Origin of the sequence: Catellatospora tritici (assembly GCF_019083965.1) — a bacterium.
GTDB classification, from domain to species: Bacteria; Actinomycetota; Actinomycetes; order Mycobacteriales; family Micromonosporaceae; genus Catellatospora; species Catellatospora tritici.
In genome coordinates this window covers 108,283-125,543 of record NZ_JAHRCY010000015.1, presented here as the reverse complement: position 1 = coordinate 125,543, position 17,261 = coordinate 108,283, and the positions used below count along the sequence as shown (strand labels likewise).

18 protein-coding genes are annotated in these 17,261 nt (G+C 71.7%); 8 read left to right on the top strand and 10 right to left on the bottom strand.

The genetic code is table 11. From position 1 onward, the window contains the following. Window positions 1-574 precede the first annotated feature (574 nt). Window positions 575-1,195, bottom strand: coding sequence for a GTP cyclohydrolase II (locus KUA19_RS29165; RefSeq protein WP_217400945.1), 621 nt, complete (start codon window positions 1,193-1,195; stop codon window positions 575-577). Between the two features lie 218 nt (window positions 1,196-1,413). Here KUA19_RS29165 and KUA19_RS29160 point away from each other — a divergent pair, with 218 nt between their 5' ends. From KUA19_RS29160 to KUA19_RS29150, 3 genes are all read left to right on the top strand, one after another. Beyond that, complete coding sequence (locus KUA19_RS29160; protein WP_217400943.1) at window positions 1,414-2,802, top strand: MFS transporter; 1,389 nt, start codon at window positions 1,414-1,416, stop codon at window positions 2,800-2,802. Then, entirely contained in the window at window positions 2,799-4,265 is a 1,467-nt protein-coding gene (locus tag KUA19_RS29155; protein ID WP_217400941.1) for a pyridoxal phosphate-dependent decarboxylase family protein, read from the top strand. Before KUA19_RS29160 ends, KUA19_RS29155 begins: the two co-directional genes overlap by 4 nt. A gap of 168 nt (window positions 4,266-4,433) precedes the next feature. Beyond that, the gene (locus tag KUA19_RS29150) at window positions 4,434-5,084 is read left to right on the top strand and encodes an FMN-dependent NADH-azoreductase (protein ID WP_217400939.1); all 651 of its coding nucleotides are present in this window, start codon (window positions 4,434-4,436) and stop codon (window positions 5,082-5,084) included. Between the two features lie 47 nt (window positions 5,085-5,131). Here the strand turns inward: KUA19_RS29150 and KUA19_RS29145 are convergent, their stop codons facing one another. The 4 genes from KUA19_RS29145 to KUA19_RS29130 all read right to left on the bottom strand — a co-directional run bounded on the left by KUA19_RS29145 (window position 5,132) and on the right by KUA19_RS29130 (window position 7,699). Beyond that, window positions 5,132-5,539: a PaaI family thioesterase gene (locus KUA19_RS29145; protein WP_254550264.1), complete on the bottom strand. Its 408-nt coding sequence runs from the start codon at window positions 5,537-5,539 to the stop codon at window positions 5,132-5,134. 145 nt (window positions 5,540-5,684) lie between these two features. Next, a complete protein-coding gene (locus tag KUA19_RS29140) occupies window positions 5,685-6,182 on the bottom strand; it encodes a hypothetical protein (protein WP_217400937.1) in 498 nt (165 codons plus the stop codon). A gap of 109 nt (window positions 6,183-6,291) precedes the next feature. Further along, on the bottom strand, window positions 6,292-6,585 hold the full coding sequence (locus KUA19_RS29135) for a GlsB/YeaQ/YmgE family stress response membrane protein (protein ID WP_217400934.1): 294 nt from the start codon (window positions 6,583-6,585) through the stop codon (window positions 6,292-6,294). Between the two features lie 91 nt (window positions 6,586-6,676). After that, window positions 6,677-7,699, bottom strand: a complete 1,023-nt coding sequence (locus KUA19_RS29130; RefSeq protein WP_254550263.1) for a lactonase family protein — start codon at window positions 7,697-7,699, stop codon at window positions 6,677-6,679. Window positions 7,700-7,833: 134 nt separating this feature from the next. Here KUA19_RS29130 and KUA19_RS29125 point away from each other — a divergent pair, with 134 nt between their 5' ends. Next, window positions 7,834-9,393 (top strand): NAD(P)-binding domain-containing protein, encoded by a 1,560-nt coding sequence (locus KUA19_RS29125; RefSeq protein ID WP_217400932.1) that lies wholly within the window; start codon window positions 7,834-7,836, stop codon window positions 9,391-9,393. An 89-nt stretch (window positions 9,394-9,482) separates the two neighbouring features. Here KUA19_RS29125 and KUA19_RS29120 read toward each other — a convergent pair whose 3' ends face one another. The 3 genes from KUA19_RS29120 to KUA19_RS29110 all read right to left on the bottom strand — a co-directional run bounded on the left by KUA19_RS29120 (window position 9,483) and on the right by KUA19_RS29110 (window position 12,838). Further along, window positions 9,483-10,136 carry a nitroreductase family protein gene (locus KUA19_RS29120; RefSeq protein ID WP_217400930.1) on the bottom strand — a complete coding sequence of 218 codons (654 nt, stop codon included), beginning with the start codon at window positions 10,134-10,136 and terminating at the stop codon, window positions 9,483-9,485. Window positions 10,137-10,218: 82 nt separating this feature from the next. Further along, window positions 10,219-11,322, bottom strand: a complete 1,104-nt coding sequence (locus KUA19_RS29115) for a carboxylate-amine ligase (protein ID WP_217400928.1) — start codon at window positions 11,320-11,322, stop codon at window positions 10,219-10,221. 376 nt (window positions 11,323-11,698) lie between these two features. After that, on the bottom strand, window positions 11,699-12,838 hold the full coding sequence (locus tag KUA19_RS29110; RefSeq protein WP_308167704.1) for a M20 family metallopeptidase: 1,140 nt from the start codon (window positions 12,836-12,838) through the stop codon (window positions 11,699-11,701). Window positions 12,839-13,027: 189 nt separating this feature from the next. Here KUA19_RS29110 and KUA19_RS29105 point away from each other — a divergent pair, with 189 nt between their 5' ends. Further along, window positions 13,028-13,579 carry a carboxymuconolactone decarboxylase family protein gene (locus KUA19_RS29105; RefSeq protein WP_217400924.1) on the top strand — a complete coding sequence of 184 codons (552 nt, stop codon included), beginning with the start codon at window positions 13,028-13,030 and terminating at the stop codon, window positions 13,577-13,579. Window positions 13,580-13,611: 32 nt separating this feature from the next. Here KUA19_RS29105 and KUA19_RS29100 read toward each other — a convergent pair whose 3' ends face one another. Both KUA19_RS29100 and KUA19_RS29095 read right to left on the bottom strand, forming a co-directional pair. Further along, window positions 13,612-14,616 (bottom strand): sensor histidine kinase, encoded by a 1,005-nt coding sequence (locus KUA19_RS29100; protein ID WP_217400922.1) that lies wholly within the window; start codon window positions 14,614-14,616, stop codon window positions 13,612-13,614. Then, window positions 14,609-15,310 (bottom strand): response regulator transcription factor, encoded by a 702-nt coding sequence (locus KUA19_RS29095; RefSeq protein WP_217400920.1) that lies wholly within the window; start codon window positions 15,308-15,310, stop codon window positions 14,609-14,611. Before KUA19_RS29095 ends, KUA19_RS29100 begins: the two co-directional genes overlap by 8 nt. Before the next feature lie 144 nt (window positions 15,311-15,454). On the opposite strand from KUA19_RS29095, the gene KUA19_RS29090 reads away from it, so the two are divergent. The 3 genes from KUA19_RS29090 (at window position 15,455) to KUA19_RS29080 (ending at window position 17,249) form a co-directional block, all read left to right on the top strand. Then, window positions 15,455-16,027 carry a DM13 domain-containing protein gene (locus tag KUA19_RS29090; RefSeq protein WP_254550262.1) on the top strand — a complete coding sequence of 191 codons (573 nt, stop codon included), beginning with the start codon at window positions 15,455-15,457 and terminating at the stop codon, window positions 16,025-16,027. A 116-nt stretch (window positions 16,028-16,143) separates the two neighbouring features. After that, window positions 16,144-16,620 (top strand): hypothetical protein, encoded by a 477-nt coding sequence (locus KUA19_RS29085; protein ID WP_217400918.1) that lies wholly within the window; start codon window positions 16,144-16,146, stop codon window positions 16,618-16,620. Window positions 16,621-16,763: 143 nt separating this feature from the next. Further along, complete coding sequence (locus tag KUA19_RS29080) at window positions 16,764-17,249, top strand: GbsR/MarR family transcriptional regulator (protein WP_217400916.1); 486 nt, start codon at window positions 16,764-16,766, stop codon at window positions 17,247-17,249. Window positions 17,250-17,261 lie beyond the last annotated feature (12 nt).

The following is a 17,261-nucleotide window of genomic DNA, read 5'->3' as shown; positions in this document are numbered from 1 at the left end:
TCGACCTGGACCACGTCCGCGCCGAATAGCCGCTGCTCGGCATGGGCCATGACGCCGGCTCAGGACAACGGGCCGAGAGCTTCGGCTCCCGGCCCGTACTTCCGCGCCCTTCACGCCGCCGGCTCGTTCCGGCCTCGACTCGATCTTCACGAGGCCGATGATCGGCGTCTGCGGTCACTTCCTCGGCTGTAAGCCGACGATTTGACCGCAGACACCGATCATCGCCGGGGACGGCCCCCAAGATCGCTACTTCCGGTCATTCTCCTGCGCGGCCCAGGGGCCGAAACCCGCTTTCTGGCCACAGATGCCGATCATCTGCGGGCGATGTCGGCCAAGATCGCTATCTCCGGTCATTTACCTGCACGCGTCAAGCGCCACACCCACGTTCCGTCCCCAAGCGGCGTTCCTCGGTCCGAAGATCGATGCCTGCGGTCATTTCCTGCCCCTGTAGCCCGAGAATTGCCCGCAGGCAGCGATCTTGGCGACGCAACGCGGCGGCACGCGGCGCGGCGCGGCAGGGCGCGGCGCGGCCCGGCGCGGCGGCCCGGGGCGAGGGCGGCCGGATGCGGTGCGGTCAGGCGGGGATGGGGAGGGTGAGGGTGTGGTGGGTGTGGTTGACCTTGGCGAGCAGGTAGTTGAGGTTGTCCGGGGCGGCGTGCACGCCGGTCGGGACCACGTCGGCGATGTCGATGCCGTGGTCGCGCAGCTGGCTGGGCTTGTCCGGGTTGTTGGTGAGCAGGTCGACGCGGGACACGCCCAGGGCGGTCAGCATCTGGGCGGCGGCGGTGTAGTCGCGCTCGTCGTCGCCGAAGCCCAGGGCCCGGTTCGCGGCGTACGTGTCCAGGCCGGTGTCCTGTAGGGCGTACGCGTCGAGCTTGGCGTACAGGCCGATGCCCCGGCCCTCCTGACGCAGGTAGAGCAGGTAGCCGCCGCGCTCGGCGATGCGCTGGACGGCCTCGCGCAGCTGGGGTCCGCAGTCGCACCGGGCGGAGCCGAAGACGTCGCCGGTCATGCACTCCGAGTGGGCGCGCACCAGCGGTGTCGCCGCGCCCCGGTGGTCGCCGAGCCCGAGCGCGATGTGCTCCTTGCCGTCACCGAGCCCGGTGAAGGTGAAGACCCGCGCGTCCACGGCGTAGCCGTCGGCGAAGCGCAGCGGCACGGTCACCTGCGTACGGATGCCCAGCTGTTCGGTCATGGTCACCAGCTCCAGTGCTGTCCGGGCCGGGCCGCTGAAGTCGCGGTCCGGTTCATGATTGTTGAAGGATCAAGTGGCGTGTCGCATTCCCGCATCCGGCGGCGTGCTGTTGTGACCTGTGCCGCGTAGCCCACCCGGCGCTGACCTTCGTGAAAAGGCGAATAAGTCTCGCGGCGGGCCCTTCTGGGTGTGACCCGGGCCGCGTACCATCCGCCACCATGACCGTGTCCCCCTCCCCGTCCCAGGTCAGCGCCCCCGCGCGGCCGCTGTCCGGGGGCGTGCGCGCCGGGTACGCCCTCGGCTCGCTGGCCACCGGTGCCTTCGGCACCGTGCCGGGCCTGCTGCTGCTGCCGTACCTCACCGACAACCTCGGCGTCGCCGCGGGCCTGGCGGGCCTGCTGGTGCTGCTGCCGAAGGCCTGGGATGTCCTGATCAACCCGTTGGCCGGGCGGTTCTCCGACCGGACCGTCTCGCGCTGGGGCGCTCGACGACCGTACCTGCTGTTCGGCGGGTTGGGCGTGGCGGTGCTGTTCGCGCTGATGTTCGCGGCCCCGTTCGGCACCGGCGCGGGCGCTTCGGCCTACGTCGCGGTCGCGTTCCTGGCCACGGCGACGGCGTACGCGTTCTTCCAGGTGCCGTACGTGGCGATGCCCGCCGAGATGACCGACGACTACAGCGAGCGCACCCGCCTGATGACCTGGCGGGTCGCGGTGCTCGCGGTGGCGATCCTGGTCTCGGGCGCGGTGGCGCCGATCGTGGTGAACAGTACCGGCGGGGGCGTCGCCGGGCACCGCTGGATGGGCGTGTTCGTGGCGGCGCTGATCGTGGCCGGGTCGCTGGGGGCGTTCTTCGGCACCGCGAAGGCGCCGACCGGGCAGGTCACCGAGAGCGAACCGTCGCTGCGTGCCCAGCTCGCGGTGGTACGCGCCAACCGTCCGTTCACCGTGCTGCTGACCGTGTTCGTGGTGCAGTCGATCGGGGTCGCGACGATGCTGGCCGGGGTCAAGTACCTGGCCGACCACGTGCTGCACCGCCCCGATGACGGGCCGACGTTGCTTTTCGCCTGCTTCGTCGGACCGGCGCTGCTGGTCATGCCTTTGTGGACCCGGGTCGGCGCCCGGCTCGGCAAGACCGGGTCCCTGGTGCTGGCCTCGCTGCTGTTCGCGGCCGGGGCGTTGGCGCTGGTGCTGGCCGGTTCGGTGCCGCCGGTGGTCGCGTACGTGGTGACCGGACTGATCGGCGTCGGGTACGCCGGGCAGCAGGTGTTCGCGATGGCGATGCTGCCCGACTGTGTCGCCTACGACGCCGCCCGCACGGGCCGTCGCCAGGCGGGTGTGTTCACCGGCCTGTGGACGGCGGGGGAGACTCTGGGCCTGGCGCTCGGCCCCGGCCTGTACGCGCTGGTCCTGCAGCTGACCGGCTACGTCTCCTCCGACACCGGCACCGCCGTGGCCCAGTCCGGCACCGCCCGCCTGGGCGTGCTCCTCGGCTTCACGGTCGTGCCCGCGTTGCTGGTGGGACCGGTGGTGCTGCTGCTGCGCCGGTACGACCTGACCCCCGAGCGGCTGGCGTCGGTCCAGGTCGAGACGGATAGGGTGCCCGCATGATCGACGCTTTGCCGACCCAGGGGGTCCCCGCCGAGCAGGTGCTCGCCGAGCTGCGCGGGCTGCGCTCGGCCGACCTGCCGACCCACGGCGGCCGCCTGTTCGCCTACGTGTACGACCCGGCGAGGGCCGGGCTGGACGAGCTGGCGATGTCGGCGTACGCCCTGTCCGCGCACGTCAACGGCCTGGACCCGACCGCGTTCCCGTCTCTGCTGGCCACCGAGAACGCGCTGGTCGCTGCCGCCGCCCGGGTGCTGGGCGCCGGTCCGGGCACCGCCGCGCCGGACGTGGTCGGCTCGGTGACCAGCGGCGGCACCGAGTCGCTGATCCTGGCGGTGAAGACCGCCCGCGACGCGCACCCCGAGATCGAGCACCCGCGCCTGGTCATCCCGTCGACCGCGCACGCGGCGTTCGCGAAGGCGGCGCACTACCTGGGGGTGGCCCTGGATCTGGTGCCGGTCGATCCGGTGACCTGCGTGCCCGACCCGGCCGCGATCGCCGCCGCGATCACGGCGGAGACGGTGCTGGTGGCGTGCTCGGCGCCGTCGTACGCGCACGGCGTGGTCGACCCGGTCGAGCAGATCGCGGCGCTCGCGGCCGAGCGGGGCGTGCGCTGCCACGTGGACGCCTGCTTCGGCGGCTGGGCGCTGCCGTTCCTGCGCCGGATCGGGGCGCCGGTGCCCGCGTTCGACTTCGGCGTGCCGGGCGTGACCAGCATGTCGGTGGACCTGCACAAGTACGCGTACACCCCGAAGGGCGTGTCCGTGCTGCTGCACCGCGACGCGTCCCTGCGCCGCCCGCAGTACTTCGCCTTCGCCGACTGGCCCGGGTACACCATGATCAACCCGGTGATCTCGTCGACCCGCTCCGGCGGCCCGATCGCGGCGGCGTTCGCGACGCTGCGGCACCTCGGCGACGAGGGCTACCTGGAGCTGGCCCGGCAGACCCGCGACGCGGTGGCCGGGCTGGCCGCCGCAGTGACCGCGACCGAGGGCCTGCGGCTGCTGACCCCGGCCGACTACACCGTGGTGTGCCTGACCTCCGACGATGCCGAGCTGGACCTGTTCGTGCTCGCCGACGAGCTGGCCGCGCGCGGCTGGCACACCCAGCCGCAGCTGCCGTTCGAGGGCATCCCGGCCAGCATCCACCTGACCGTGACCGCGTCGGTCGCCCCGCAGGTGGCCCAGTTCGGTCCGGCACTGGCCGAGGCCGCCGCGGCGGCGCGGGCGCAGGGCCCGGTGCGGCTGCCCGCGGAGCTACTGGCCATGGCGGCGCACCTGCAGCCCGACCAGCTCACCCCGGAGCTCGTCGGCGGCCTGGCGGAGAGCCTGGGCCTGGGCGGGTCCGAGCCCGGCGCCGCACCGCGCCTGGCCGTGGTCAACACCGTACTGGCCGCCGCGCCGCCGCGCCTGCGCGAGCGGCTGCTGGTCGAGTTCGTCGGACTGCTGCAGCGGCCGTCCTGGTAAGCGGTCGACGCTTATACGCGACATGGGCGCGACTCCGCCATCACCCGGATTGCGGAGGTCGCGCCCATCGATTCACCAATAAGGGCGCCATAACCTGACACTCGGCTCCTGGGCAGCGACGACGGCTCTACATTGGCCTTTTCGCCACTCCATTCAAGGAGCCGGTAAGTGCGAATTCTTCACATCGTGGCGACACCTCGCGGCGAACAGTCCCACACGCTGCGGATAGCTCAGGAATTCATCGACACCGTGGTCGAGCGCAACGGCGACGTCGAGGTCGACGTGCTCGACCTTTACCGGCACGACCTGCCCGCGATGGCGGGCGACAACATCGAGGCCAAGTACACCCTGATGGTCGGGCGCCCGATCGACCGGGGCCACGCCGAGTCCTGGCGCGAGATCGAGTCGCTGATCGAGGACTTCACCTCCGCCGACGCGTACGTGGTCACCGCGCCGATGTGGAACTTCGGCATCCCGTACGCGCTGAAGTACTACATCGACTGCGTCGTGCAACCCGGCTACCTCTTCCGCTACGACGAGACCGGCAGCGTCGTGCCGATGGTGACCGGTAAGAAGATGGTCTGCGTGACCTCCCGCGGCGGCGACTACTCGCCCGGCGGGTTCATGCACGCCCTCGACTTCCAGGAGCCGTACCTGCGCACGGTCTTCGGCTTCGTCGGCATCACCGACGTGGCGTTCATCAACGCCCAGCCCATGGACGTCACGCCCGACCTGCGGGCGGCGGCACTGACCGCGGCGCTGGCCCAGGCGCGCGAGCTGGGCGGATCCTTCCTGCCGCAGGCCGGTGCCCTGGTCTGACCCGAGCCGGGCGGGCGGCCCGCCTGCCGCCCGCCCCCGGCCGGTGCCTACTTGCGCTGCAGCAGCATGCAGGTCAGGCGGGCGGTGCAGATGCGGTGCTCTTCCTCGTCGGTGATGACGATCTCGTACGTCACCACGCTGCCGCCCCGGTGCAGCGGCGTCGCAACCCCGGTGACCAGGCCGCCGCGCGCCGCCCGGTGATGGGTCGCGCTGATGTCCACCCCGACCGCGAACGGCCGCCCCAGTGTCGCGCCGTGCAGGCTCGCCCCGATCGAGCCCAGCGTCTCGGCGAGCACGCACGAGGCGCCGCCGTGCAGCAGCCCGAACGGCTGCGTGTTGCCCTCGACCGGCATCGTGGCGACCAGCCGCTCCGGCGTCGCCTCCAGCAGCTTGATGCCGAGCCGGTCGGCCAGCGCCCCGTTCATGCCCGATGCGGCGTCGAACTCCATCTCCATCCGCCGCACGGTACACGCCGGGCCGGCGCATGGTTTCGGGGAAACCACGGCCTCCGGGGGAGCGGAAGCGGCGGTTTCCCCGAAACGGTGGTGCGGGTACGGGTGCGGGGGTGGCGGGAGAGGAGTGCGGGGGTGGAGCCAGCCGTCACGGAGCCGTGCCGCGGCGGTGACCGAGGGTGGCCACGCCGACGATCCAGCCGACGAACAGGCCGTAGATGGCGCCGGTGCCCGCTGCCTGGAAGCCGCCGAGCAGGGACGCGTCGGAGCGGATGAACGCGGTCAGCAGACCGGCCAGCGCACCCGCGAAGATGTAGCCGGACCAGCCCGCCACCAGCTGGCTGAACGTGCCGCGAGCGGCACCCAGCTGTGCACCGACGGTCAGCGCGAGGAAGAGCGCGGTGAAGACCACCACCAGGATCGCCTTGAGGTCGGCGGCGAGCACGTCCTGCACGGAGGAGTCGGCGTCGAAGCTCCACGCCGGCCACGCGAGCAGGTTCAGGAACCAGCCGCCCGCGGTGTTGGGGTCGGCGTTGTCGTGCGCCCAGTCCCGGTAGACCGGGCTGCCGAAGACCAGCACCAGGATCAGCGCGGCGATGACGCCCGCACCGGTCGCGGTGCGGTATCGCGAAGCAGTGAGTACCATGCCGCCCCGATAGCCGCCCGCGACGATCGGTAAACTCGCCTGCCCAATGTGTCCTAAAGATACATATTGCCCGGGCGCACAGCGGACGTGCGCCCGAGACGGCGGGGGCTCAGGGAGTGCGTTGGGTCGGCGTGATGGCGGTGTGTCGGCTCGCGCTCACCTTCGCGGCGATGTACACGAAGATCATGGCCAGGACCAGCTGGATGAAGTGGCGGATCCAGTCGATGCCCCGGGTCTCGCCGACGCCGAGCCAGGTGGCGATGATGCCGCCGAGGGTGGCGGCGACGATCCCCACCAGCACCGTGGTCAGCGCGGAGATGTTCTGGCGACCGGGCAGCAGCAGGCGGCCCAGGTAGCCGACGATGGCCCCGCCGATGATGCCCCAGATGATCGAGCCGATCATGTACGCCTCCCGTGATCATGCCTGCTCCTGGCCAGTATCGACCCGGCTCGGCGGCGTTCGGGGAGGTTCGCGAATAATCGTCCGATCCGCGTCAGCGGCGCGGCAGCAGCACGCAGGCGGGCGCGGCCACGCCGACCTCGGCGTCGGTGGGCGCGGGGACGCCGGTGCTCGGGTCGACCCGCAGCACCGTCACCGAGTCGCCCTTCTGGTTCGCGACGTAGATCAGGTCGTCGATTTGGGCGAAGTGACGCGGCCACCGCCCGCCCGCCGGCGCGTCGGCCAGCGGCGTCAGCTTCGCACCGTCCACCGCGAACACGGTCAGGCAGTCCGGCCCCCGGTTGGCCAGGTAGAGGAACCGACCATCGGCCGAGCACTCGATATGGCTGGGGTAGGTCCGCTCGTCCTCGGGCCGGGTCAGTGCCGCCGGGTACGTCCGCTCCGGGCGCAGCACCCCACCCTCGACCGTGCAGGCCATCACCGTCGCGTCCAGCTCGCCCGCGACGAACACGCCCCCGTCCGGGTGCGCGGCCAGCCAGCGCGGGCCCATCCCGGCCGGGAAGGCCACGGCGTCCGCGCGGTGCAGCCGACCATCCTCCACGGTGTACCGGAGCACTTCGTCGGTGCCGAGGTCGGTGACCCAGAGGACGTCGCCGAGCCACTGTGCCAGGTGCGCGTGCGGGGCCTCCTGGCGCTCGGCGTCGGGGCCGCTGCCGTTGTGCCGGACCAGGTCCCGCGGCTGCGGGGTGCCGTCGGCGGCGACCTCGAACAGCGCCACCGAGCCGCCGCCGTAGTTGGCCACGGCGATCCAGCGGCCGGTCGGGTCCACGCTCAGGTGGCACGGCTCGCCACCGGTCGGGCGGGTGCCCAGGTGGGTCAGGGCGCCGTCCGGCGCCACGGCGTAGGTCAGGATCTCGCCCGCGAACTCGCTGGCCGCGTACAGCCAGGGACCGGTGGGGTGCCAGGCGAGGAACGAGGTGTCGGTGGCGGGGGCGTCGCCGTGGGGCGCCCGGGTCAGGGCCCCGGTCTCCGGATCGCGGTGCCAGCCGGTGATCCCAGGCACCCCTTCCTCGGTGTACGCGCCGATGTAGACGAGTTCGTGCCCGGTCATCGCCATGCCGGGCAGTCTATTACGCCGACCGGAGCCGAGATCCACCCGGTCGGACCTCAGCGTTTCCGGTGTGCCGCATTGACACATCGACATTGCTGCGAAAGGTTTCCCCCGGACATTGACACGTATGGGGAGACGTAATGACCGAGATCCACCCGGTGCTGGGGCGACACCGGTACCTCATCGTCGGCGCGGGCCCGGCGGGTCTGCAACTGAGCTACTACCTGCAGCAGCGTGGCTGCGACTACCTGACGCTCGAGCGCGAGGCGGCCCCGGCGGCCTTCTTCCGGCACTTCCCGCGGCACCGCCGCCTGATCTCCATCAACAAGGTGCACACCACCAGCACCGACCCGGAGATCCGGCTGCGCTGGGACTGGAACTCGCTGCTGCACGAACCGGCCGACCTGCCGTTTCCGAAGTACAGCGGCGAGTACTTCCCGCACGCCGACGACCTGGTGCGCTACCTGGAGGACTTCACCGCGCACCACCAGCTGCGGGTGCGCTACGACACCGGCGTCACCCGCGTCGAGCGCGACGGCGACGGCTTCCTCGTGTACACCGACCAGGGCACGTACGCGGCCGACTGCCTGGTCATGGCGACCGGCTGGCAGCGGCCGAACGTGCCGCAGATCAAGGGCATCGAGCACGTCACCGGGTACGAGTCGATGGAGACCGACCCGGCCCACTACGCCAACCAGCGGGTGCTCATCCTCGGCAAGGGCAACTCGGCGTTCGAGACCGCCTCGTCGATGCTCGGCCACGCCGCGATGATCCACCTGGCCAGTCCGCGCCCGCTGCGGCTGTCCTGGAACACCAAGCACCCCGGCGACGTGCGCGGCCACCACGGCGCGGTGCTGGACAGCTACCAGTTCAAGACGCTGCACTCGGTGCTCGACTGCACCATCGACGAGATCGTGCCGCTGGAGAACGGCAATCTCGAGGTGCACCTGACCTACACCCACGCCGACGGCGAGACGGCCGTCATGGAGTACGAGTCGGTGCTGCGCTGCACCGGCTTCGCCATGGACACCTCCGTCTTCGGCGACGACTGCCGCCCCGACCTGGTGCCCAGCGGCCGCATGCCGACCACCCGACCCGACTGGCAGTCCACCAACGTGGACGGACTCTACTTCGCGGGCACGCTGGCCCAGGACCGGGACTTCAAGAAGGCCTCCTCGGCCTTCATCGACGGCTTCCGGTACAACCTGCGCACCCTGACCGCGCTGCTGGTCGAGCGGTACGAGCAGACCCCGCTGCCCCACGACACCACCAAGGCCGACCCGGCCACCCTCACCGACCTGGTGCTGGACCGGGTCAACTGGAGCTCGGCCCTGTGGACCCAGTTCGAGTTCCTGGTCGACGCGCTGGTCGTCGACGCCGCGACGGGCCAGGTGCGCCACTACGTCGACCTGCCCGAGGACTACGCGGTCGCCCGCTTCGCCGACGAGCCGCACTTCTACACCTTCGGCCTGCGCTGGGGCCGCGACGAGTACGGCGACGTCTTCGCCATCGAGCGCCACCCCCAGCCCGACCGCGCCGCCGAGAGCGCCTTCATCCACCCGGTGGTGCGCCGCTACCACGGCACCACCCGGGTCGAGGAGCTGCACCTGCTGGAGGACCTGCTGGCGGAGTGGCGGCGACCGGAGCGGCACGTCAACCCCCTGCGCGACTTCTTCACCGCCCAACTCCCGCACGCCTAGAGAAGAAAGGAAGGGCCCCTTCTTATCGGAATCCGATGTAGAAGGGGCCCTTCTTGACCCCGGGGCCCGAAGGCGGCGGGCCACGGTGGTTAGAGGCGCACCATCACCTCGGACAGCGGCTTGCGGGACAGGTCGGGCACGCGGACCTCGTCGGCGGGGTAGCCCACCGGCAGCACCACGCAGGCGCGCTCCTCCGACGGCCGCTGGCACACCTCGTTGAGGAACTGCATCGGGCTGGGCGTATGCGTCAGCGTGGCCAGCCCGGACAGGTGCAGCGACGTGATCATCATGCCGACCGCGATGCCCACCGACTCCTTGACGTAGTACGGCTTCGGCGAGTTCGGGCCCTTGTGCACCTCGAACACCACGATCACGGCCGGGGCCGTCTCCAGGAACGGCTTGCGCCAGTCGGTGCCCATCGGCGCGACGGCCTCCAGCCACTCGGCGGAGGCGCGGCGGCTGTAGAACGCCCGCTCCTCGGCCTCGGCCGCCTCGCGCAGCATCCGCTTGCGCACCGGGTCGGTGAGCACGACGAAGCGCCAGGGCTGCAGGTTGGCGCCGCTGGGCGCGCTGGCGGCGGCCCGGATCGCCTCCTCGATCACCCCGGCGGGGATCGGTTCGGGCGAGAAGTCGCGAATGGAGCGGCGGGTCGCCATCCGGTCGGCGAAGCCCCGCGCGGTGCGGACCGTCGCGGCGGGGGACTTGCGGCGTACCGGTAACGGCACGGTCGCGATGCTGGTCATGGCATTCCTCCCGATCGGGTGGGCTGCGAACCAGCATCGCGTACGCGCATACGAGCCGAGTATTGCCAAAAAGCTCTTTACATCAGGCGGCGGTGTGCTCGGCCAGGTAGTCGACCACGTCCGCCAGCCGCCCCTGCCGCCGTGCGGCCGCCCGCTGCCGTTGGGCCCCGATGCCGCCGCGCCGCAGCGAGGTCAGCCACCCGGTGACCGTCTCGGCGTCGCCGTTGGCCGCCAGCACCGGGCCGATCTCGGCCAGCAGCCGGTCGACCAGTTCGAACGCGGGCGTCAACCGTCCGGTACGCAGATCGACCCCGTCCCCGCACAACCCGTCCCGCGCGGCCCGCCAGTACGCCGTGCGCATCAGCTCGCCGGGGATCTGCGGGCTGGCCGCCCCCTCGTCGACCCGCGCCGACAGGTACGACACCAGCGCCCGGACCAGCGCGGCGTACAGTGCCGACTCCTCGGCCGTGATCGGCACGTCCGCGACGCGCACCTCCAGCGTCGGGTGGCTGGCCGACGGGCGTACGTCCCAGAAGACGGTGCCCCGGTCCACCAGTGCCCCGGCGGCCAGCAGCGTCTCCACCACCTCGTCGTAGTGGGCGGCCGAGGCGAACTCCGGCGGCGGCCCGGCGACCGGCCAGCGCGGCCAGGTCATGGTGCGCCAGCTGGCATATCCGGAGTCCCGACCATCCCAGTACGGCGAGTTCGCCGTCAGCGTCAGCAGCACCGGCAGGTACGGCCGCAGCTGGTTGCTCACCCGCACCGCGTGGTCGCGGTCGGGCAGCTCGATGTGCACGTGCAGGGCGCAGATGGCCAGCTCGTCGTGCAGCCCCCGGAACGACTGCTGCCCCCGCGTCTGGCGGGGACCCTGCGTCATCGGGGGCGGCATCGTGGCGCCGAGCACGGGCGTGCCGGAGGCGATCACCCGTACCCCCAGCTCGCGGGCCTGGGCGCAGACCTCCGTGCGGGCCTGCCGCAGCTGCTCCAGCACCTCGGCCGCGCTCGCGCACGGCTCGGTCCGGGTCTCCAGCTGCCAGGTGGTGATCTCGCCGGAGACGCAGCCGCCCAGCCGCGCCTTGGCCGCGTCGACGACCTCCTGCGCCCGGGGCACCGGCCCCCGGGTCTGCGGATCGACGACGAGGAACTCCTCCTCGACCCCGAACCGTGGTGCGCTGCCTGTGCCCATGCGGTGCTGCCCTTCCGCTCGCGGTGCCGAGTCGGCGGCACACGCCGCGACCGGCGCGAGCTTAACCGCGCACATCGGCCGCGCTCGACACAACGCGCCGCCCGCCGCCAATTTGGACGGACGCGTGGGTCGCACGCCGCCGCGGCGTCGCGGTCTCGGAAGGGGCCAGTTTCGGGGAAACTGCGCGAATCTTGGCCCGCATTCGCGCAGTTTCCCCGAGAGTGCGCGAACGCGAGGCGCGAGGCGAGGCGGGTGGCGGGCCCGAGGCGCGGGCTGGCAGGCGGCGGGTGAAGGAGGGCCCCCTTCTGCTACGGAAAGCAAGCTGAGTATCTGCTCGTCTCGCTGACGCGAGCCGACGAAGGGGCCCTTCCTTTCGTCAGGGGTGGGGGTGGCGGGTGGGGGCGGTGAGGATGCGGTCGATGAGGGCGGCGAGCAGGGCGGTGCGGGGGACCAGTTGGGTCACGTCGACCCACTCGGCGCGGCTGTGCGAGCCGCCGCCGACGCCGCCCAGGCCGTCGAGCGTGGCCACGCCCACCGAGCCGGTGAAGTTCGCGTCCGAGGCGCCCGGCGCCCAGGCGCCCTCCGGTTCGGGCTGGCCCAGCGCCCGCGCCGCCTCCTGCGCCAGCCGGAACAGCGGCCGGGTCAGCTCGGGCTGCAGCGGGTACCGGTTGACGCCGCCGCCGACCGTCAGCACCGCGTCGGCCAGCCGGGGCGTGATCGCGTGGATCATCCGGTCGACCCGGTCCAGTTCCGCTGCGGTCCAGGCGCGTACGTCCACGGCGAGCGTCGCGCTCTCGGGGACCACGTTGGTCATGGTGCCCGCGCTGAGCACGGTCGGCGTCACGCTGGTCCCGTCCGCGGCCAGCGCCTGCACGGCCAGCACCTGGTGGGCCAGTTCGACCGCGGCGTTGACGCCCCGGTGCGGCTCGACTCCGGCGTGCGCGGCCCGGCCCTTGACCGCGATCCGGTACACCGAGCCGCCCTTGCGGGCGATCTTGAGGGCGCCGGACTCGGTGCTCGGCTCGCCGACCAGCACCGCGCGTGACCGGGCGGCCTGCTCCTCGATCAGCGGGCGCGACGTCGGTGACCCGGTCTCCTCGTCGCAGGTCAGCAGCAGGCCGACCGAGGAGGTGTCGCCGAGCAGCTCCAGCGCGGTGAGCTGCTGCACGATCCCGGCCTTCATGTCGCACACCCCCGGGCCGCTGGCGATGCCGTTGGTCACCGAGTACGGCCACTCGTCGACCGTCCCGGCCGGCCACACCGTGTCGTAGTGCCCCAGCAGCAGTACCCGCTGGTCGGTCGCGGGCCACAGCAGGTGCGGCAGCCCGTCCACGGTGATCCGCCGCGCCGGGCGGCGCAGGATCGCCGTGCCCCACTGCTCCAGCAGGTCCGCGCAGCGCGACAGTCGCGCGGTGTCACCGGGTGGGGACTCCAGGGACACCAGCTCGCGCAGCCGGTCATGCAGCACCTCGGTCCGGGCATGTGCCCCATGGCGTATCGCATCGGCATCGGTCACCGCAAAAGCGTCGCACCGGGGCCACCGGCCATCCATACGCAACCGTGCGCCCCGATGTTCCCGCTGTTCAGGCGCCGATCAGGCGCATCGGGCAAGAAATGGGCGGTGTAGAGCACGATCGAAGAAGACGTGGCGGGCGGCGGCACGGCAGCATGTTAGGGTCGACTGTCTACAAAGGAGAGTGGAGTCATGGCACACATCGACCTTGGTGTAGACGAGACCCAGGTGCCCGGCATCAGCGGACCGATGCGCTACCGCCCCGAGACGGCGGCGCCGCTCAACGCGCTGGCCGAGGCGCTGCTGCGGGCGCCGCACCCGACGCTGACCCAGGGCGAGCGCGAGCTGATCGCCGCGTACGTCTCGGGTCTCAACGACTGCAACTTCTGCTGCAACTCGCACTCGGCGTTCGCGGCCGCGTGGCTGCCCGAGGGGATGGAGCTGGTGCGGCAGGTCCGCGGCGACCTCGCCACCGCCCCGATCGGCGAGAAGCTGCGCGCCCTGCTGCACATCGCCGCCGCGGTGCAGGTCAGCGGCCGAAAGGTCACCTCCGAGCTGATCGACGCCGCCAAGGCCGAGGGCGCCACCGACCTGGAGATCCACGACACGGTCCTGATCGCCGCCGCGTTCTGCATGTTCAACCGATATGTCGACGGACTGGGCACCTACGCCCCGACCGACCTGTCGCGATACGACGAGGTCGCCCGCCGCATCGTCGAGGTGGGGTACGGCAACGTGGTGTGAGCCCGGCGCGGGTTGTCCCGAACCCCGCCCGGCTAGGGCAGCCTGACCTCGAACCGGCAGCCCCCGGCCACGTTTCGAACCTCGACGCGGCCTCCGTGCGCCTCCACCAGACCACGCACGATGGCCAGGCCCAGACCCCCGCCGCCAGTGTCGCCGGCGGGGGTCCGCGCCTTCGCGCCCCGGAACGCCACATCGAAGACCCGGGGCAGGTCGGTGTCGGCGATGCCACCGCAGGTGTCGGCGACCGCGAGCCAGCCACCGTTGGCGTCCCGGCCGCCGGTGACGGTCACGGTGCCGTCCGACGGTGTGTAGCGGATGGCGTTGAGCAGCAGGTTCGCCACGATCCGGGACAGCTCGGGCTCGCTGGCGCGGACCAGCGGCCAGTTGCCGGGCTCGGTGACCAGCCGGACCCGGCGGGCGGCGGCGAGCGGCGCGGCCGCGGCGACGGCGTCGGAGACCACCTCGCCCAGCGGCACGTCCACCGGGGACAGCCGCAGCGCCCCGGCGTTGATCCGCGACAGCTCGAACAGGTCGTCGACCAGCGCCGCCATCCGGTCGGTGCCGGTGCGGATGCGCCGGTGGTACTCGGCGACGGTGGCCGGATCGCTGACCACGCCGTCCTCCAGCGCCTCGGCCATGGCCCGCATGCCCGCCAGCGGCGTACGCAGGTCGTGCGACACCCAGGCGACCAGGTCCCGGCGGCTCGCCTCGACCTGGCGCTCGTGCGCGCGGGCGTCCTCGGCCCACATCGCCGACCGGGCCAGCCGCCGCCCCAGCCACCAGCCGATGGCCAGGCTGACCAGCCCCGACAGCGGCACCACGATCAGCAGCACGGTCAGGTCGTGCGGGGAGATGAACATGCCCCCGGCCACCGCGAACACCCCGGCGAGCATCGCCAGCACGGTCACCGCGAGCAGCACGCAGATGTTGAGCGTGATCGAGCGCCGGTGCAGCAGCCGCAGCAGCAGCGCGCCGGGCAGCCACACCACGGCGGCGCCGCCGAGCGCGGCGAGCAGGATCAGCAGTACGTCACGCACCGCCGCCCCCGACCGGTTCGTAGCGGTAGCCCACGCCCCACACCGTCTGGATACGCCGGGGCGCGGCCGGGTCGGACTCGATCTTCTCGCGCAGCCGCCGTACGTGCACGGTCACGGTGGACTGGTCGCCGAAGGTCCAGCCCCAGACCGACTCCAGCAGCCGCTCCCGGCGCAGGGCGACGCCGGGGTGCGACATCAGGAAGGCGAGCAGGTCGAATTCGCGTACCGTCAGCGCCAGTTCCACACCGGCCAGCTTCGCGACGCGCCCGACCGGGTCGACCCACAGGTCGCCGTCGACGAGCAGGGGCGCCGGAGCCGGTGCCGCAGCGGTCCGGCGCAGCACCGAGCGGGCCCGCAGCACCAGCTCGCGCGGCGAGAACGGCTTGGTCACGTAGTCGTCGGCGCCCAACTCCAGGCCGAGGACGCGGTCGGTCTCCTCGCCGAGCGCGGTCAGCATGATGATCGGCACGGGCGCCGCGCCGTCGGCGCGCATCCGGCGGCACACCTCCAGCCCGTCCACGCCGGGCAGCATCAGGTCCAGGATCACCAGGTCGGGCCGGTGCCGCTGGTACGCCGCGAGCGCGGCCGGGCCGTCGGCGGCCAGCTCCACCTCGAACTCGGCGTGCTCCAGGTAGCGGCGCACCACGTCGCTGACGGTCGGGTCGTCGTCGACGACAAGCACACGGGTGGCCATAGCGCGAGCGTACGGCGCGATCAGCCGGGTGGCCCCCGACCGCCGCCGACCGTACCCTTACGATCCGCGAACGCGGGGATCCGCCGTGCCCGGAGCACGGGATAGCGTCTTGCGCGAAGGGTGGAGGGAAACAGGGTGGGACGGTTGAAGCAGCTGCTGCGCAATCCGGTGTACCAGGTGCTGGCCGGGGTGGTGGTGCTGGCGCTGGCGCTGGGCTTGTACTTCGTCGGGCCCTCGAAGCTGTTCGACCCCGGCACCTGGAACGACGGCGCGTCCGAGGCCGCCGCCAGCGGCACACCCGCGCCCGGTGGCGCCGCAGATTCGCCCGCGCCGCTGGTGCCGGCTGAGGACCCGCACAAGACGGTCGCCGTGGTCGTCGCCCAGGGCGAGCTGGTGTCGCAGGAGCACGCCGGCAAGGGCGTCGTCGAGGTGGTGTGGCTGCCCAACGGGCGCTACCAGGTGATCCTGCGCGACCTGGCCACCTCGGGCGGGTCGGACCTGCGGGTGTGGCTGTCCGACCAGGAGGTGCTGCCGGGTAAGGACGGCGGGCGCATCTTCGCCGACGGCAAGCACGTGGACCTGGGCAAGCTCAAGGGCACCAGCGGCACCCAGGTCTACGACGTGCCCAGCGGCGTCGACCCGAAGAGCTTCCGCAGCGTGACCATCTGGAGCACGGGTTCCTCGGTCTCCTTCGCGGCCGCGCCGCTGCAAGCCTGAGCATCCGGGGTCACCGCTTGCGGTGATCCGCCATTCCGGTTGTGTATGGTTGCGTCGGAAACGACATGATATGGCTGCATCGACATATGCGAGTTGTGCAGCCTATCGTTTTCATCATGGCGAAAGCACGTACGGTGACTACGCTCGGGATCATCGCCACTGCGGCGCTGGTCCTGGTATTCGGCAACCAGCCCTTCGTGGAGTGGGTGCACAACCACACCAATCCGGACAGCGCGTGGGGATGGTTCCTGCGCGTGCTGACCTGGCCGCAGTGGGCGTTCGGTCCGATCGACGGCTCCAGCAGGGCGATGCGCCAACTGCTGGCCAACGATCTCCGGGCACTGCTGCTGATCCTGTTCGTGGCGTTGATTCTCGGTGTGGTCGCGAAGGCCGTCACCGGGGGCGCGGGCGGGTTCTTCCTGGGCTGGTCCGCGCTGATCTTCGCGTCGGCGTTGGCGGCCTTCCTCACCTCCTTCATCATCGCCAACCCGACCCTGGTGGGCGCGTTCCAGACCGCGGCCGGCGGCTCTGCGTACGGTCTGTTCGCCGGGTGGATCGTCGGCGCGGTCACGGCCACGGCCAAAGCCGCGTAGACGCCCACCACTCCGAAGGCCCGGTATCCGCTCGGACCGGGCCTTCGCCGCGTCCCGAGCCTGCCCGTCGCCCGCCGACCCGGCGGCGGCACTTCGATCTTCACAAAGTCTTGAACACACGAAACCTTGTTACGATGCTCACGATGAGCGACGACGTGACGCGGGACGAGGACGGTGTGCGCCGCTCGGTGGAGCACATGGCGATGATGCTCGCCGACATGGGCTTCCCCCGGATGGCCTCGCGGGTGCTGCTGACCATGATGGGCGCCGAGGAGTCCTCGTTGAGCGCGGGCGACCTCGCCGAGCGGCTCGGGGTGAGCCCGGCGGCGATCTCTGGCGCGGTCAAGTACCTGATGCACCTGGGCTTCGTCGTGCGCGATCCGGTGCCGGGTTCGCGGCGTGACTTCTACCGCCTGCCCGCCGAACCCTGGTACGGCGTGACCCTCGCCAAGCGCAGCTTCTACGGCTACTTCTCCGACGAGGCCGACAGGGCCATCGCGGCCGCCGGGGGCGAGGCGACCGTGGCGGGGGAACGGGTCGCCCAGATGCGCGACTTCTTCCGCTTCGTGGAGAACGAGCTGGGCACCGCCCTGCAGCGCTGGCAGGAGCAGCGTATGCACCGGGCCTGAGCACGTGTACTC

Coding starts and splice junctions, on each gene's coding strand:
- KUA19_RS29165 (WP_217400945.1), bottom strand. CDS start 1,195: ATGACCGAACAGCTGGGCATCCGTACGCAGGTGACCGTGCCGCTGCGC.
- KUA19_RS29160 (WP_217400943.1), top strand. CDS start 1,414: ATGACCGTGTCCCCCTCCCCGTCCCAGGTCAGCGCCCCCGCGCGGCCG.
- KUA19_RS29155 (WP_217400941.1), top strand. CDS start 2,799: ATGATCGACGCTTTGCCGACCCAGGGGGTCCCCGCCGAGCAGGTGCTC.
- KUA19_RS29145 (WP_254550264.1), bottom strand. CDS start 5,539: ATGGAGATGGAGTTCGACGCCGCATCGGGCATGAACGGGGCGCTGGCC.
- KUA19_RS29140 (WP_217400937.1), bottom strand. CDS start 6,182: ATGGTACTCACTGCTTCGCGATACCGCACCGCGACCGGTGCGGGCGTC.
- KUA19_RS29135 (WP_217400934.1), bottom strand. CDS start 6,585: ATGATCGGCTCGATCATCTGGGGCATCATCGGCGGGGCCATCGTCGGC.
- KUA19_RS29130 (WP_254550263.1), bottom strand. CDS start 7,699: ATGGCGATGACCGGGCACGAACTCGTCTACATCGGCGCGTACACCGAG.
- KUA19_RS29125 (WP_217400932.1), top strand. CDS start 7,834: ATGACCGAGATCCACCCGGTGCTGGGGCGACACCGGTACCTCATCGTC.
- KUA19_RS29120 (WP_217400930.1), bottom strand. CDS start 10,136: ATGACCAGCATCGCGACCGTGCCGTTACCGGTACGCCGCAAGTCCCCC.
- KUA19_RS29115 (WP_217400928.1), bottom strand. CDS start 11,322: ATGGGCACAGGCAGCGCACCACGGTTCGGGGTCGAGGAGGAGTTCCTC.
- KUA19_RS29105 (WP_217400924.1), top strand. CDS start 13,028: ATGGCACACATCGACCTTGGTGTAGACGAGACCCAGGTGCCCGGCATC.
- KUA19_RS29095 (WP_217400920.1), bottom strand. CDS start 15,310: ATGGCCACCCGTGTGCTTGTCGTCGACGACGACCCGACCGTCAGCGAC.
- KUA19_RS29085 (WP_217400918.1), top strand. CDS start 16,144: ATGGCGAAAGCACGTACGGTGACTACGCTCGGGATCATCGCCACTGCG.
- KUA19_RS29080 (WP_217400916.1), top strand. CDS start 16,764: ATGAGCGACGACGTGACGCGGGACGAGGACGGTGTGCGCCGCTCGGTG.